This is a genomic window from Enterobacter sp. B79-1, assembly GCF_057444735.1.
In genome coordinates, this window is sequence record NZ_JBYAZJ010000002.1 from 241,851 (window position 1) to 258,733 (window position 16,883).

The window sequence follows — 16,883 nt, forward strand, 5'->3', positions numbered from 1 at the left end:
GTATGCTGAAAAAGATTACCCGACGCCATTTTGTCTCTTCCTTATCCGTCCTGGCGGCAATGCCGCTGCTGTCGCCGCGCGCCGCGCGGGCAGCCACCGGGAGGACAGTCTCTGTGGAACAGTACAACAACAGCGACTGGATCGCCGCCTTTAAGCAGGCGTTCTCCGAGGCCGACACCGTTGTGGTACCCGCCGATCTCGTCTGCGATAACATCAATACCGGGATTTTTATCCCCGACGGTAAAACGCTCCTGATACGGGGTGGGCTCAAAGGCAACGGGCGCGGGCGCTTTGTACTTCAGGAAGGCAGTAAAGTCATCGGTGAGGGAGAAGGGCGCACGCACAACATCACGCTGGATGTCCGCGGCTCCGATTGCGTCATCAAAGGTCTGGCGATGAGCGGCTTTGGCCCCGTCACGCAGATCTACATCGGCGGCAAAAAGCCGAGGGTGATGCGCAACCTCCTCATCGACAATATCAACGTGAGCCAGGCCAACTACGCCATTTTGCGACAGGGCTTCCATAATCAGGTGGACGGTGCGCGCATTACCAACAGTCGATTTAGCCACCTGCAGGGTGACGCGATTGAGTGGAACGTGGCGATCAACGACCGTAACATTCTGATCTCTGACCATGTGATCGACAACATCAACTGCACCAACGGCAAAATCAACTGGGGGATTGGCATCGGGCTTGCGGGCAGTACCTACGACAATGACTACCCTGAAAAGCAGACCGTGAAGAACTTCGTGGTGGCCAATATAACGGGCAGCAACTGTCGTCAGTTAGTCCATGTCGAAAACGGTAAGCACTTTGTTATTCGCAATATTAAGGCTAAAAACATTACCCCCGACTTCAGCAAAAAAGCGGGAATAGATAACGCCACGGTAGCGATTTACGGCTGTGATAATTTCGTTATTGATAATGTCGACATGGTCAATAGTGCTGGAATGTTAATCGGTTACGGCGTAATTAAAGGCAACTACCTGTCGATACCGCAGAATTTTAAGCTCAACGATATTCGCCTGGATAATCGGCAACTTGCCTATAAGCTGCGCGGAATACAAATTTCATCCGGCAACGCGACCTCGTTTGTCGCCATCACCAACGTTGACATGCAGCGCGCGACGCTTGAGCTGCACAACAAGCCTCAGCATCTTTTCTTGCGTAACATCAACGTGATGCAGGAAGCGGCCGTGGGACCGGCGCTGAAAATCAAATTCGATTTGCGTAAGGACGTGCGGGGCAAGTTTATGGCCAAAGACGAAACGCTGCTGTCGCTGGCAAACATTAAGGCCGTCAATGAAAAGGGGCAAAGCTCGGTGGATATTGACCGGGTTGACCAGCATGTTGTGAATACGGAACGGCTGAATTTTGCGCTGCCGAGTAGATAATCACCCGCGGGTAATTTTTGCGACGATTCCTGGTTGGATAATGTGATCTATTCAGATTACAACTACTGTAATTTGTGGTGCCTGGGCGTAACATGAATCCAGAATTACAGCAAAACGTACTGGCGAAAACAGGTTTAAAAGCTATAATTCGTCAACCATTTTAAGGTGGAAGATATAATGATTAATTTGAAAGCAGTCATTCCGGTAGCGGGTCTGGGCATGCATATGCTGCCAGCCACCAAGGCAATTCCTAAAGAGATGCTGCCGATCGTCGACAAGCCGATGATTCAGTACATCGTCGACGAGATTGTTGCTGCAGGGATCAAAGAAATCGTTCTGGTCACGCACTCCTCGAAGAATGCGGTTGAAAACCACTTCGACACCTCTTACGAACTCGAAGCGTTGCTTGAGCAGCGCGTTAAGCGTCAGCTGTTGGCAGAAGTTCAATCTATCTGCCCACCTGGCGTAACTATCATGAACGTGCGCCAGGCGCAGCCGCTGGGTCTGGGCCACTCGATTCTGTGCGCGCGTCCGGTCGTGGGTGATAACCCGTTCATCGTCGTTCTGCCGGATATCATCATTGATACCGCATCTGCGGACCCGCTGCGTTACAACCTGGCGGCGATGGTGGCGCGTTTCAACGAGACGGGCCGCAGCCAGGTGCTGGCGAAGCGCATGGATGGCGATCTCTCTGAGTACTCTGTCATTCAGACGAAAGAAGCGCTGGAGACGGAAGGGCAGGTGAGCCGCATTGTTGAGTTCATCGAAAAGCCGGATCAGCCTCAGACGCTGGACTCCGACCTGATGGCCGTTGGCCGCTATGTTCTGAACGCGGATATCTGGGCCGAGCTGGAAAAAACGGAGCCAGGCGCCTGGGACCGTATCCAGCTGACCGATGCGATCGCTGAGCTGGCGAAAAAACAGTCCGTAGATGCCATGCTGATGACCGGCGACAGCTACGACTGCGGTAAGAAAATGGGGTATATGCAGGCGTTTGTGAACTACGGCCTGCGTAACCTGAAGGAAGGGGCGAAGTTCAGAAACCGCATTGAGAAGTTGCTGGCAAACGACTGATTCGTCTCTGTCTGTTTGAAAAAGCGGCAGTTATCATTTGGTATGTGTAAACATAACCAAAATGGTAACTGCCGCTTTTTGTTATTAATTCTAGTGATAACATGGAGTTATCTGATTCAAATGTGGACTGATTTGTAACGATTTGTGCTTGTTTCTGAGGTCATTTAGGACGACAATTAACGGCAGTTTTTTGCAGTTGTCCAGCGCCAGTAAGAGTTCGGTGTCGGACTTCAACAAATGGAACATTTAACCTTCGTTCAGTGCACTGGTAGCTGTTAAGCCAGGGGCGGTAGCGTGGGCAAAACCCTTTTAGGTCTGGGTTACAATCTCTTCAATTGTAGCATTCAATAAGTTGTTATTTTCTGGTGAAAAACATGTTTGATAATAAAACGATTCTGGTAACTGGTGGCACGGGTTCTTTTGGTAATAAGTTCGTTCGCATGACCCTTGAAAAATATAATCCCAAAAAGATTATTATTTATTCGCGCGATGAGATGAAACAGTGGGAAATGGCGAAACATTTCAAAGATGAAAGCCGTATCCGCTTCTTCATTGGTGATGTGCGCGATAAAGATCGTCTGTACCGTGCGCTGGATGGTGTTGATTTCGTTGTGCATGCAGCAGCCACTAAAATCGTACCTACTGCTGAATACAACCCATTCGAATGTGTAAAAACCAACATCAATGGCGCGATGAATGTCATTGATGCATGTATTGATAAAGGTATTGAGCGCGTGGTTGCGTTGTCTACAGATAAAGCAAGTAGCCCGGCCAACCTTTACGGTGCGACAAAACTGGCTTCCGACAAATTATTTGTTGCCGGTAACTCCTATTCAGGCGCAACCAAAACCCGCTTCGCCGTCGTTCGTTATGGTAACGTAATGGGTTCCCGCGGTTCCGTTATTCCTTTCTTCCTGTCTATCAAAGACAAGGGCGAATTGCCAATCACAGATGATCGCATGACCCGCTTCATGATCACCCTGGAACAGGGCGTTGAACTGGTGTGGCACGCCTTTAATGATATGGAAGGCGGCGAGATCTACGTCAAGAAAATCCCTTCGATGAAAGTGACTGATGTCGCAACTGCCGTTGCGCCAGATGCGGCTCAGAAAGTGATTGGTATTCGTCCTGGTGAAAAACTGCATGAGCAGATGATCAGTGCTGAAGATGCTCACTACACCTATGAATATCCTGAACACTTCAAAATCCTGCCTGCAATCCACAACTGGTGCGATTCTCCAGAACGTATTAAGGATGGCAAGCGCGTTCCAGAAGGCTTCGTTTACGAGAGTGATAGCAATGCAGAATGGATGAGCATTGAAGAGCTGCGTCAATGGATTGATGATAATCGCGAAAAAGTAGGCAATATCTAATGAAATTTATCCCCTATGGACGGCAGGATATCTCTGATGAAGATATCAATGCAGTAGTGGGCGTACTGAAGTCTGATTTCTTGACTCAGGGGCCATGTGTTCCACAGTTCGAGCAGGCCATCGCTGATTACGTTGGCGTTAAACACGCCGTTGCGGTAAACAGTGCGACGTCTGCACTTCATATTGCATGCCTGGCACTGGGGCTGAAAAAAGGTGACTGGCTGTGGACATCGCCTAACACCTTCGTGGCTTCGGCAAACTGTGGGCTCTATTGCGATGCAAATGTAAGCTTCGTGGATATCGATCCGCAGACTTACAACATGAGCGTTGCAGCGCTGAAAACCAAACTCATTGCGGCGAAAGCGGAAGGCAAGTTGCCTAAAATTGTTGTACCGGTAGCATTTGCTGGGCAGTCATGCGATATGGAAGCAATCCATCAGCTTTCGAAAGAGTATGGTTTTGCCATTATTGAAGATGCATCACATGCCATCGGCGGCAACTACCAGGGGGCCAAAATTGGCAACTCCCGTTTTGCTGATATCACCATTCTGAGCTTCCACCCGGTTAAGATCATCACCACGGCGGAAGGCGGTATGGCGCTGACGAATAATGATGCACTGGCGGAAAGCATGCAGCTTTTCCGTAGCCATGGCATTACGCGTGACGGCGATAAAATGACCAAAGCATCTGAAGGTGGTTGGTACTACCAGCAGGTTGATCTTGGTTTAAACTACCGCATGACCGAACTGCAGGCAGCACTGGGTGTGACCCAGCTTAAGCGTATCGATGGATTTGTGGCGCGCCGTCATGAACTCGCAAAACGTTATCATACTGCGTTTGATGGCATTCCTGTGTCGACACCACTTCAAGCAGAAAGTGGCCACAGCGCATTACATCTTTACCCGTTAACGGTCAACGACCCTGGCATGCGTAAGGCATTATTCGATCACCTGCGTGAAAAAGGGATTGGTGTTAACGTGCACTACATTCCCGTTCACACTCAACCGTACTATGAGCAGTTAGGGCATAAAGCAGGGGATTACCCGGTCGCAGAGGATTACTACGCGCGTGCAATTAGCATTCCTATGTACTCCACGTTGAAAGATGAAGAGCAGGATTACGTCATCCAGTGTATTCGGGAGTTCTTTTAAATGAATGTGGCAATCATTCCTGCGCGTGGTGGCAGTAAACGTATTCCACGCAAAAACATTAAAGAATTTTGTGGGAAACCAATGATTGCCTGGTCCATTGAAGCCGCTCAAAAGAGCGGCGTCTTTGATCGAATCATTGTTTCAACAGATGATGAAGAGATTACTGAAGTAGCGCGTGAGTATGGCGCGGAAGTGCCGTTTATGCGCCCAGCCGAACTGTCGAATGACTATGCGGGTACGATCCCTGTTATTCATCATGCCGCTGACTGGCTTATATCTCAAGGTGCTAAACCAGATTATGTTTGTTGTATATATGCAACCGCGCCTTTTATACAACCTGAAGATTTAGAAAAAGGGTTAGAGCTGATCAAGAAAAAAAATAGCGATTATTGTTTTTCTGTCACGAGCTTTCCTTACCCCATTCAGCGCGCGTTGAAAATCAATGATGATAACCAAATCAGCATGTTTGACCCGGAACAGTTTAACGTCCGATCTCAGGATTTAGTTGAGGCATGGCATGATGCAGGCCAATTCTACTGGGGAAACATTGATGCGTGGTTGACGGAGAAAGCTGTTTTCAAATCACATGCTACGCCACTAATCTTACCCAGAGAACGTGTACAGGACATTGATACGTTGGAAGACTGGCGTTTAGCCGAGTTGATGTTTGAAATTAACAGAGTCGAAGATGAAAATCGCTTTTAGGGTCGATGCCTCTCTTTCCATTGGCTCAGGACATGTTGTTCGTTGCCTTACCCTCGCGGATGCTTTAAGGAAAAAAGGGGCACATTGTGTCTTCATCACCAAAGCACATCCCGGGAATCTAATAGAGCTTATTAAATCACGAACGTTTGACGTGTTTATTATTCCTAAAGAACCTGATTCCAGTGAAGAATATATCCAAAATGAAAAATTTTGGCTCGGTGGAACGCAATGCGATGATGCAATAAAGTCGATCGAGCTTTGTAATTCTAACAACTTTGTTCCGGATGCTTTGATAACGGATCATTATTCCTTAGATGATTCGTGGGAAAAAATTTTCCAATCTCATTTCCCTGAGGCGAAAATCATTGTAATTGATGATTTATGTAACAGGAAACATGAATGTTATCTTTTGATTGATTCGACGCTGAAGAGACAAAGCGCGGAATATAAACCCTTTGTTTCACCTGAATGTATTTTATTAACGGGTACTAACTACGCGTTGCTTAGAGAAGATTTTGCTCAGTTGCGTTCTCTGGCAGTTGAAAAACGCAAAAATATCGCTTCACCCCGGAAGGTGTTAATTACTATGGGTGGCGTTGATATAAATAATATCACTGGCGCACTTCTTAAAAAGATATCTAATAGTATAGATACGCAAATAGATCTGATTACGGTAGTCCTGGGCGTAAGCTGTCCCCATAAAGCTGAAATAAAACGTATCGCTAAAGAGTGTAGGTTTAATGTTGAGGTATTAATAAATGTTAATAACATGCCTCAGATAATGCTTGAAAATGATATCGCAATTGGAGCTTTAGGCAGTACCACCTGGGAAAGAGCTGTTTTAGGTCTGCCTACAATAAACTTAGCCATTGCTGAAAATCAGTTGGTTATAGTTGAAAAACTCATCGATAAAGGCTTCATTGTATTCAGTGATACTGATTTTTCTGAGGAGGACTTATCGTGCGCCTGGCGTAAGTTGCAGGATGAATATCAGGATCTGGTAGCCAGGTCTTTCGCGTTGTGCGACGGAGCAGGATTGCAACGAGTAGTAACGTCTTTATGTAAAATGCAGGTTAATATTTAAGGAAGAACTATGACTAATTCGAACGTTAAAAAATTAAATTTAGTTAATATTGTTCAGGCCTCCAAAGATGTCCAGGAAAGCGTTCGTCTTATCAGGAATGAAGATCAGGTGAGAAAATGGATGTATACCGATCACGTCATTTCGACAGAAGAACATAGCAACTGGCTTACACGTTTGAATACGGATAGTAGAAATATTGTTTTTGTGGTTATCGAAAACGAAGAGTCCGTAGGTGTTGTCAGCGTAAATGCCATTGATAATACTCATCAAAAAGCCGATTGGGCGTACTATCTTACTGCAACTGCGCGGTCAGGTGTTGGTGCAGTGCTTGAATTCTTTGTTATTGATTATGTTTTCAATGAACTTAAACTTAGTAAACTGAACTGTGAAGTTATTGAGCACAATGATGCAGTTGTTCGGTTACATGAGAAGTTTGGTTTTAAAAAAGAAGGTTTCAGAGAATCGAATATCTTAAAAAATGGCGAAAGGCTAGGTGTTCATTATCTGGGGCTGACGAAAGAAGGATGGGAAGCAATCCGTCAAAGTTTGAAAGAAAAGTATTCGAAGATCTTCTCCCAATATGAAGTTATTATTTGAACGTTTTAATTAAAATGTATTTTGAGGTAAAAAATGAGTAGCATTTCTATTGACGGCCGCCAGATTGGGAAAGACTTTCCACCGTATATTATTGCAGAACTTTCTGCGAATCATAATGGTGACATTAATCGCGCATTTAAGATTATGGAAGAGGCAAAAGCTGCAGGTGCAGATGCGATAAAATTACAGACTTATCGCGCGGATACCATCACCATCGATTGTGATACCGAAGACTTCCAGATCCATGGCGGTTTATGGGATGGCCAAACGCTATTTAATTTGTATAAAGGTGCCCAAATGCCATGGGAATGGCATAAGCCCCTGTTTGAAAAAGCGAAAGACCTGGGGATAACCATATTCAGTAGCCCTTTTGATTTTACCGCCGTCGATCTGCTCGAGGAACTGGGTGCTCCAGCGTATAAAATAGCCTCCTTTGAAGCTATTGATATACCGCTGATTAAGTATGTCGCAAAGACAGGCAAGCCGATGATAATTTCCACCGGAATGGCCGATGAACAAGAAATACTTGAAGCGATAACTGCCGCACGAGAAGGGGGCTGTAAAGAGCTAGTCGTTCTGCAGTGTGTTAGTGGTTATCCGGCTCCTGCGGAAGAATATAATCTTGCAACGATACCCGATATGGCAGAACGGTTTGGTGTTATTGCAGGCCTGTCCGATCACACGATAGATAACACGACAGCAGTAGCTTCAGTCGTACTTGGTGCATGTGTGATTGAAAAGCATGTCACTCTCGATCGTAACGGCGGCGGACCTGATGATAGTTTTTCATTAGAACCTGCGGAATTAACAGCGCTGTGCCGAGATGCAAAAACAGCCTGGAAAGCGCTGGGACGCGTTAACTACGAACGTAAAGAGAGTGAAAAAGGAAATGTTAAGTTTCGTCGTTCACTTTATGTAGTGAAGGATGTAAAAAAAGGTGAAAAACTGACCAGCGAAAATGTTAAGAGCATTCGTCCTGGGTTTGGTTTAGCACCAAAGCACTATTTTGATGTATTAGATAAAGCTTTTAAAAATGAAGTGAAATCGGGTACGCCACTTACATTCGATTTAATTGATCTCTAAGTAAGTTTCATTGCACACTGGGGCCTCAAGCCTTGAGGCCCTTTTAGTTGATTACTATGATTTCGGCAAATGCAATTTAAAAACAAATCACTATTTATGCTTGCATTACGTGGTGCAACACTAGCTAGTAAATTTTTATTAATTACATATCTTGCTAAATATTCAACATTTGAGACATTGGCTGAATATTCAATAATTGCAGTAACGGTATCATATTTATTATATGTGCTTGGTTTCGATTTTTATAGTTATTCTTCTCGAGAAATAATTAAAACGACATTTCATAAAAGTGGAGGGTTGCTACTCAACCAATTCTCATTTTATGTAGTCATGTATCTCTTAAGCATACCACTTATCTATCTTTTGAAGTTATATGGCATAATTGATAGTAATATTATATTTATTTTTTATTTTTTATTAATCTCAGAGCATTTAGCACAAGAGTTTATGAGATTGCTTGTTATTAATAATAAAGCATTTCTTGCTAATCTGCAGTTGTTTATAAGATCGGCAGCATGGATATATATATATATATATTATTGTTATGTTAGTGGAAATACATCATTAAAACTCCTTTTGCTGTCTTGGACGGGAGGGAATATTATTGCGATAATATTCGCATTGATGGATTTGAAAAATGTTGAAAAAAAAACCTTAAAAAGATGGCGTGTTGATTTTATATGGATTTTTAAAGGTGTCAAAGTTGCGATACCTTTATTATGTGCAACATTAATGCTTCGTGGTGTTTTTGTTAGCGATCGATATATATTGAAGTTTTTATCATCTACTCAAGAGTTAGCTATTTATTCCTTCTTTAGTAATATGGCTAATTCATTAATAGCTTTTGTAGATGCTGCTGTAATTATGCAGTTTTATCCAAAGTTAATTGCTGCATACCAAGGGGAACAACCAACTATTTATGCACAACAATTAAAAAAATTTAAAACTCGAGTTATCATTGTTGGTGGTTGTGTTTCGCTGATGCTTATTTTTGCCATCCCGTTGCTTTGTATTCACCTCGGGCACAAAGAATATTTAGAAAGCTTATTAATATTCTATATCCTTCTTGCGTCTGTGTTTATTTATAGCTATGGGTTAATATATCATTATGAATTATATTCTCGTGGAAAAGACTCGCTGATATTGTATGCAACCTTCATTTCATTTATTCTTGGAGTTTCCGCACAATATTTGCTTGGAATGTATTTGCAAGGGGTTGGTATTGCAATTGGTGTGTTAATATCATCCTGTATCATTTTAGCTACGAAATTAATGTGTTTGAATAAAGTAAAAAGAGATAAAAATGAAATATATTATTGACAGTGAAGTTCAGGAGGAGATAGATGAAATAATCCCACTCATTCGAGTGGGGAATGATTCTGAAATAATCTTGTGCTGCCCATCCTATGTTAAGAAAGAAAATTTTAAAGAATGTACTGTTCATTCCTATAACTATAGCAAAAATAGATTTATCAATAAGATTAAACAGTTATTAGTCCTGTTTTATTTGGTTGTTGTTTACAAGCCAGATGTGGTTTTTTCAGGTTATCCTTTATTAAAACATAGGCTTGTTAATATATTGTCGTTGGGGCGTGTATGTCATTTCTCGTACATAAGAGGCTTGTTTGCGGATAGCAAAAATTATCGTGGATTTTCTGATCTATTATATGTCAGATTAAGAAAGCATCCATCGCTTATGAAAATTAACAATTTCCAATGTGACAAAATTTATACTGTATCGAAATTAAATGTTGATTTTCTTTATGCCAGAGATGTGCACCCAAATGTTATTGATTTGATACCTCCTCCTTGGCTGCAAAAAATAAAAAATAAACGGCATGCAGAAAGAGAGTATGAAGTTCACCGTGGCTCAATTTATTTTGTAAGCCAGGCCTTTTCTTCACATTCTTCACATGATGCTGCAGAAAGTCAGTTACAATTTGCTGTCAAGTTACGGGAAAGTCTCGCAGTTAGTGGACTGGAACTTATAATCAGGAAACATCCTAGAGATAATACTGATTATACATGTTTGGGTTTTAAAGTGAATTGTATGTCTAGCTATGACTTTATTGAACGACTCAATATAAATGATGTTTTGATATCTCCTTTCTCTACAATGGCATTTGAAGCTGCATATTGCGGAGTAAAGACATTGTTTTATTCGACAGTTGAATTAGACCGTATTTATTCCCGAGTTTATGAAAAACTTAGTCTTCATCCATTCTATAGTGCTAATGATATAGTTAATGAAATAATATCAATCCAAAAAAATCCCACTCATAATGCAAGCTTTAATAATGTGTTTTACGATACCTTAGGGAAGGTATAATTTTATGCCGAGTAGACTGAGAAGTTTCATTTTCTTTCTAATAATAACTTATCCATTTTACTATTTTATTCCTCAGGTGGGTGAGGTTTTAAGTCATTTTTTTGAAATAGTATACTTCTTTTTTATTGATGTTCTTATATTGTTTTATTTGTCTTTTTTCATTACTCGCTTTAGAGTGGCAGGCTTGGCATTTTTTGTTTGCTTTTGTGTGTGGTTGACACAATTTTCCAGTGTTTCCGATATAAGACCCTATTTCTTTATCTTGACTCTTTTTTTGCTATCTATTTATTCTGTGCAGGAAAATGGAGAGTTTAATCATGGCGTATTACGACTTTACCCTGTGATTTTTATTTTCCTATCGGTAGTATCTCTTTTTTTGCCTTGGTCATATATAGATGCAGGTGCCAGGTTTAAAGGCTTTTCCTTAAGCCCTACACATTATTCAGTGTATGGATTGTGTGCGATGATATTTGCTATATACTTCGTGCGAAATACATTATTAAAATGGTTTTGTATAATCGCAATTACATATTTTATTTTTCGATCCGAAACTCGTTTGGCTCTTGCTGTTTTGCTTATGATTTTCTCGTTTGCAATCTTTGATAAAATAACACTGCGGCTTAAAAGCGTAATAGCGTCATTGATCATAATTTTGTTTTCTCTATCTTATATTGTCTATTCACTTATAACGAAGTATACGGATGTCTTTTCTCTGAGGTATTCCGGTGGAGATGATAAATCCTATGAGGCAAGAACAATAATACAAGGGCATGTGCTTGATGATTGGCAAAACTCCACTTTATTTCAATATGTGTTTGGCCATGGCGCAGAATCAGCCAGAAATATGCTAATTGATATATATGGATTTGATATTATGCCTCATAATGATTTTCTTAAGCTCCTATATGACTTCGGGTTGATAGGATTTGTTGTTTTTATATTTGCTGTGTTCAAATGTGGCCGGTTAAATCTGATAACACTGTCTTTACTAGCGGTGTATATAAGTGCGTTTTATCATAATATGGCATATTCTATTTTTGCTATTGCTATTATGATAGTTTTAAATTCGAAGAGAAATAATCAAATTAATACGGAATATAAATGAATTTATTTGTAGTCTCCCATAAAATTTTTACGTTTCCGAATCATATGTCTTTTACACCAATCAAAGTTGGTTCCCAAAGTGTAACTATTTCTGAGAATTCTGTAGATGACTCCACAGGCGACAACATCGCTCACCTGAACCCGTCATTCTGCGAACTCACCGCAGCCTACTGGATCTGGAAAAACGTTCAGGAAGAGGTTGTCGGCCTTGCACACTATCGTCGTTATTTTGCCTCCTCCACGAGCAACCTGACGGTAAAGGGCAAGCGTATTGCGTCTCCAGAAGAGATGGCGGATATGCTCAAAAGTGCTGATATTCTGGTAGCTAAGCCTCGCAACTATTTCATCACCAGTATTAAAAGCCATTATATCCACGCTCACCATGAGTCCGACTATACTCAGCTTCGTGACGAAATTGTTTTGCAGCAGCCTGATTATGTCACCGATTTCGACCATGTCATGGGCGGAACTAAAATCAGTCTTTACAATATGTTCGTCTGTAAAAAAACACTGATAGACGAATATTTCGCCTGGCTCTTCCCGCTGCTGTTCGCGTTGGAACAAAAAATAGATTACCAAAATTATGATACGTACCAAAAACGTGTCTTTGGATTTATGGCAGAAAGACTTTTCAATGTGTGGCTACATCATCAGCGCAATCGACTGAGTATTAAATACATGCCAGTGGTCAATATTGATGGTGAGAACCTGCTTCTAAAGGGTATTGGATTATTAAAACGACATTTTTGGGGAACAAAATGACAGTCGCTATTGTTGGTGCAGGTATCTCTGGGGCAGTTATCGCCAGGCTGTTAGCTGAGCAAGGAATATCATCCGTTGTTTTTGATAAGCGCTCGCATATCGCAGGTAACTGCCATTCTGAACGTGATCCGAAGACGAATGTGATGTTACATGTTTACGGCCCTCATATCTTCCACACGGATGATAAAGAAGTCTGGGATTTCGTAAATGATTATTCAGAATTTATGCCTTACACCAACCGTGTAAAGGCTGTCTACAAAGGCAACGTTTATCTGCTGCCTGTTAACCTGCACACTATTAACCAGTTCTTCAATAAAACGCTGCGTCCGGATGAAGCTCGCGCTTTTATTGAATCTAAAGCGGATAAATCAATTGTCGACCCGCAGAACTTCGAAGAACAGGCAATCAGTATGATTGGCCGGGAGCTTTATGAAGCGTTCTTCCGGGGTTATACGCGTAAGCAGTGGGGCGTTGAACCGACTGAATTGCCGGCAAGCATTCTGAAACGCCTCCCATTGCGTTTTAACTACAATGATAACTACTTCAACCACAAATATCAGGGCATGCCTAAAGAAGGCTATACTGATATGGTCGCAAAAATTCTCGACCATGAACTGATCGAGGTGAGAACAGACACTGAGTTTTCTGCGGATGAAAGCAATGCCTACCAGCACGTATTTTGGTCTGGTGCGCTTGATGGATACTTTAACTTTAGCGAAGGGCGTCTTGGTTATCGTACCCTGGATTTCGAAAAATTCTCTGCTGAAGGCGACTATCAAGGGACGGCAGTTATCAACTACTGTGAAGAAGACGTTCCTTACACCCGCATCACCGAGCATAAGCATTTTTCTCCGTGGGAATCTCACGAAAATACGACGTGCTACCGTGAGTTCAGCCGTTTGTGCACTGAAAACGACGTTCCTTATTACCCAATTCGTATGGTAAAGGAAAAAGAGTTACTCAACCGTTACCTGGATAAAGCTCAGACGCTAAGCAATACCACGTTTGTTGGACGCCTTGGCACATATCGCTATCTGGATATGGACGTTACTATTCGCGAAGCCATTGACGTGGCCAAAAAATATCTCGAATGCCAAAGAAATCAGGAGCCAATGCCTGTATTTAATATTAATCCTCGTTAATTTCAGGTGTTGTCATGGATACGGATAATTTTTTGAATAAATATAACCCGTTGCTATGCAAAGTTTTTCTGGCAGCCTCGGATTTTATTTTCTTTAACGTTTCACTAGCACTATCAATTGGTTGTGTCTATTGGATCTTTAACGATCTCTATCGTTTTATCCCCGATAACCAGCTTGAGATGCGTATCATTTCCCACATCATATTAAGTATAATTTGCGTGGGATGGTTCTGGGTTCGGTTGCGGCATTATTCTTATCGAAAACCCTTTTGGTTTGAATTGAAGGAAATTATCCGGACTATCGTTATTTTTGCTGTTTTTGACTTGGCGCTTGTTGCTTTTTCAAAATGGCAGTTCTCGCGATATGTGTGGGTTTTTTGCTGGACCTTTGCGATAATCCTGCTTCCATTCTTTAGAGCCATGACGAAGCATCTTCTTAATCGTCTTGGGATCTGGAAGAAAAAAACCATCATCATGGGAAGCGGAAGCAATGCTGTTGAAGCTTACTTCGCGTTACAGAGCGAAGAAATGCTCGGTTTCGATGTTGTGGCTTTCTATGATGAAGAGTCGACGGAATCGATGCTCCAGGGACTGCCTGTTTTGCGTGACCCCGAAATTCTTTGGCAAATGAAGAAAACAGGGGATATTCATTTCATTGTCGCCTTTGAAATGGAAAACAGCGATAAGACGCTTAACTGGTTGCGAGAATTGTCTAAGAAAGACTGTCGTTCAGTTACCGTGATACCTTCTTTACGAGGATTACCACTGTATAACACCGATATGTCATTTATCTTCAGCCACGAAGTTATGCTTCTTCGAATCCATAATAATCTGGCGAAGAGGACCTCTCGTTTCCTGAAACGTACATTCGATATTGTTTGTTCGTCACTTATCATCCTGATTGCGTCACCTTTGCTTATTTATCTCTGGTATAAAGTGACTCGTGATGGTGGCCCGGCAATCTATGGGCATATGCGCGTCGGGCGACATGGTAAGCTTTTTCCATGCTATAAGTTCCGCTCTATGGTTCTGAATTCACAGGAAGTTTTGCAAAAGCTTCTTGATTCGGATCCGGCGGCCCGTGAAGAGTGGGATCGTGATTTTAAGTTAAAAAATGACCCCAGGATCACTTCGGTTGGTCGGTTTATTCGGAAAACGAGCCTTGATGAACTGCCCCAGTTATTCAACGTGCTAAAAGGGCAAATGAGTCTGGTTGGACCACGTCCTATTATTTCTGAAGAGCTGCCTCGATATGATGATAATGTCGATTACTATCTGATGGCGAAACCTGGCATGACAGGTTTATGGCAAGTGAGCGGCCGCAATGATGTCGATTACGATACACGCGTCTACTTTGATTCCTGGTATGTAAAAAACTGGTCTCTCTGGAACGATATCGCAATTTTGTTCAAAACTGTCAAGGTCGTTCTTCATCGTGATGGTGCATATTAATGCACCAATTCGCGGGCTTTATGTGATTTAAGACCATTCTAAATAAGACATCTATTGCTACCTTCTGGACGCTAACCTGAGTTAACATGTTCTTCACTTTACCCGCCGGCTCCCTTACGGCGGGGTATCCACACCTGACAGGAGTATGTAATGTCCAAGCAACAGATCGGCGTTGTCGGTATGGCAGTGATGGGGCGCAACCTGGCGCTCAACATCGAAAGCCGTGGTTATACCGTCTCCGTTTTCAACCGCTCCCGTGAAAAAACCGAAGAAGTGATTGCCGAGAATCCGGGTAAGAAACTGGTTCCTTTCTATACGGTTAAAGAGTTTGTTGAGTCTCTCGAAACGCCACGTCGTATCCTGTTAATGGTGAAAGCGGGCGCGGGTACCGATGCTGCTATCGATTCACTGAAACCGTATTTGGATAAAGGCGACATCATTATTGATGGCGGCAATACTTTCTACCATGACACTATCCGTCGTAACCGTGAATTGTCTGCGGAAGGCTTTAACTTCATCGGTACCGGTGTGTCCGGTGGTGAAGAGGGTGCCCTGAAAGGCCCATCTATCATGCCTGGTGGTCAGAAAGAAGCGTATGAGCTGGTCGCACCAATCCTGACTAAAATTGCAGCTGTTGCTGAAGACGGCGAGCCGTGCGTGACATACATCGGTGCTGATGGTGCTGGCCACTACGTGAAGATGGTTCACAACGGTATCGAATACGGCGACATGCAGCTTATTGCAGAAGCGTACTCCCTGCTGAAAGGCGGCCTGAACCTTTCCAATGAAGAGCTGGCTGAGACCTTCACCGAGTGGAATAAAGGCGAACTGAACAGCTACCTGATCGACATCACCAAAGATATCTTCACCAAGAAAGATGAAGAGGGGAAATACCTGGTTGATGTGATTCTGGATGAAGCAGCGAACAAAGGCACCGGTAAATGGACTAGCCAGAGCTCGCTGGATCTGGGCGAGCCTCTGTCTCTGATCACTGAATCCGTATTTGCTCGCTACATCTCCTCTTTGAAAGAGCAGCGCGTTGCGGCATCTAAAGTGCTGTCTGGTCCGCAGGCCAAGCCGGCTGGTGATAAAGCTGAATTCGTTGAGAAAGTTCGTCGTGCTCTGTATCTGGGTAAAATCGTCTCTTATGCACAAGGTTTCTCTCAGCTGCGTGCCGCTTCAGACGAAAACAACTGGGATCTGAACTACGGCGAAATCGCGAAGATCTTCCGTGCTGGCTGCATCATTCGCGCCCAGTTCCTGCAGAAAATCACAGATGCCTACGCTGAAAATGCCGGCATCGCGAATCTGCTGCTGGCACCGTACTTCAAGAAAATCGCGGACGAATACCAGCAGGCGCTGCGTGACGTGGTTGCTTACGCCGTGCAGAACGGTATTCCGGTGCCGACCTTCTCCGCTGCGGTGGCGTACTATGACAGCTACCGTGCCGCCGTACTGCCAGCGAACCTGATTCAGGCACAGCGTGATTACTTTGGTGCGCATACGTATAAACGTACGGATAAAGAAGGTGTTTTCCACACCGAATGGCTGGATTAATCTGATTTAGTTTTGCCATATCATCAAGCCCGGTAGAGATACCGGGCTTTTTTATCACACCCAATCCACTTACTTTA

Annotated in this window: 15 protein-coding genes; all 15 read left to right on the forward strand. The window is 43.1% G+C overall.

What is annotated here, in order from left to right:
- The first annotated feature begins 2 nt into the window (after nt 1–2).
- Complete coding sequence (gene wcaM, locus AC2T6E_RS08910) at nt 3–1,394, forward strand: colanic acid biosynthesis protein WcaM (RefSeq protein ID WP_148400024.1); 1,392 nt, start codon at nt 3–5, stop codon at nt 1,392–1,394.
- 177 nt (nt 1,395–1,571) lie between these two features.
- A complete protein-coding gene (gene galF / locus AC2T6E_RS08915) occupies nt 1,572–2,468 on the forward strand; it encodes a GalU regulator GalF (protein WP_320743558.1) in 897 nt (298 codons plus the stop codon).
- Nucleotides 2,469–2,842: 374 nt separating this feature from the next.
- Nucleotides 2,843–3,841, forward strand: a complete 999-nt coding sequence (gene pseB, locus AC2T6E_RS08920) for a UDP-N-acetylglucosamine 4,6-dehydratase (inverting) (protein ID WP_047625690.1) — start codon at nt 2,843–2,845, stop codon at nt 3,839–3,841.
- On the forward strand, nt 3,841–4,992 hold the full coding sequence (gene pseC / locus AC2T6E_RS08925; RefSeq protein WP_458592101.1) for a UDP-4-amino-4,6-dideoxy-N-acetyl-beta-L-altrosamine transaminase: 1,152 nt from the start codon (nt 3,841–3,843) through the stop codon (nt 4,990–4,992). The genes pseB and pseC overlap by 1 nt, the downstream gene beginning before the upstream one ends.
- Nucleotides 4,993–5,697, forward strand: coding sequence for a pseudaminic acid cytidylyltransferase (pseF, locus tag AC2T6E_RS08930; RefSeq protein ID WP_458592102.1), 705 nt, complete (start codon nt 4,993–4,995; stop codon nt 5,695–5,697).
- Nucleotides 5,681–6,781: a UDP-2,4-diacetamido-2,4,6-trideoxy-beta-L-altropyranose hydrolase gene (pseG, locus tag AC2T6E_RS08935; RefSeq protein ID WP_486691410.1), complete on the forward strand. Its 1,101-nt coding sequence runs from the start codon at nt 5,681–5,683 to the stop codon at nt 6,779–6,781. Before pseF ends, pseG begins: the two co-directional genes overlap by 17 nt.
- Before the next feature lie 9 nt (nt 6,782–6,790).
- Nucleotides 6,791–7,378 (forward strand): UDP-4-amino-4,6-dideoxy-N-acetyl-beta-L-altrosamine N-acetyltransferase, encoded by a 588-nt coding sequence (pseH, locus tag AC2T6E_RS08940; RefSeq protein ID WP_486691412.1) that lies wholly within the window; start codon nt 6,791–6,793, stop codon nt 7,376–7,378.
- Between the two features lie 33 nt (nt 7,379–7,411).
- Entirely contained in the window at nt 7,412–8,461 is a 1,050-nt protein-coding gene (gene pseI / locus AC2T6E_RS08945; RefSeq protein WP_458592105.1) for a pseudaminic acid synthase, read from the forward strand.
- 69 nt (nt 8,462–8,530) lie between these two features.
- Complete coding sequence (locus AC2T6E_RS08950) at nt 8,531–9,781, forward strand: lipopolysaccharide biosynthesis protein (RefSeq protein WP_486691415.1); 1,251 nt, start codon at nt 8,531–8,533, stop codon at nt 9,779–9,781.
- Nucleotides 9,765–10,790 (forward strand): hypothetical protein, encoded by a 1,026-nt coding sequence (locus AC2T6E_RS08955; protein WP_486691417.1) that lies wholly within the window; start codon nt 9,765–9,767, stop codon nt 10,788–10,790. The genes AC2T6E_RS08950 and AC2T6E_RS08955 overlap by 17 nt, the downstream gene beginning before the upstream one ends.
- A gap of 4 nt (nt 10,791–10,794) precedes the next feature.
- Nucleotides 10,795–11,895 carry an O-antigen ligase family protein gene (locus AC2T6E_RS08960; protein WP_458592108.1) on the forward strand — a complete coding sequence of 367 codons (1,101 nt, stop codon included), beginning with the start codon at nt 10,795–10,797 and terminating at the stop codon, nt 11,893–11,895.
- A complete protein-coding gene (locus tag AC2T6E_RS08965; RefSeq protein WP_458592109.1) occupies nt 11,892–12,656 on the forward strand; it encodes a DUF4422 domain-containing protein in 765 nt (254 codons plus the stop codon). The genes AC2T6E_RS08960 and AC2T6E_RS08965 overlap by 4 nt, the downstream gene beginning before the upstream one ends.
- A complete protein-coding gene (gene glf, locus AC2T6E_RS08970; protein ID WP_458592110.1) occupies nt 12,653–13,798 on the forward strand; it encodes a UDP-galactopyranose mutase in 1,146 nt (381 codons plus the stop codon). The genes AC2T6E_RS08965 and glf overlap by 4 nt, the downstream gene beginning before the upstream one ends.
- A gap of 14 nt (nt 13,799–13,812) precedes the next feature.
- Entirely contained in the window at nt 13,813–15,249 is a 1,437-nt protein-coding gene (locus tag AC2T6E_RS08975; protein WP_458592111.1) for an undecaprenyl-phosphate galactose phosphotransferase, read from the forward strand.
- Nucleotides 15,250–15,399: 150 nt separating this feature from the next.
- Complete coding sequence (gene gndA, locus AC2T6E_RS08980) at nt 15,400–16,806, forward strand: NADP-dependent phosphogluconate dehydrogenase (RefSeq protein ID WP_010432011.1); 1,407 nt, start codon at nt 15,400–15,402, stop codon at nt 16,804–16,806.
- Nucleotides 16,807–16,883 lie beyond the last annotated feature (77 nt).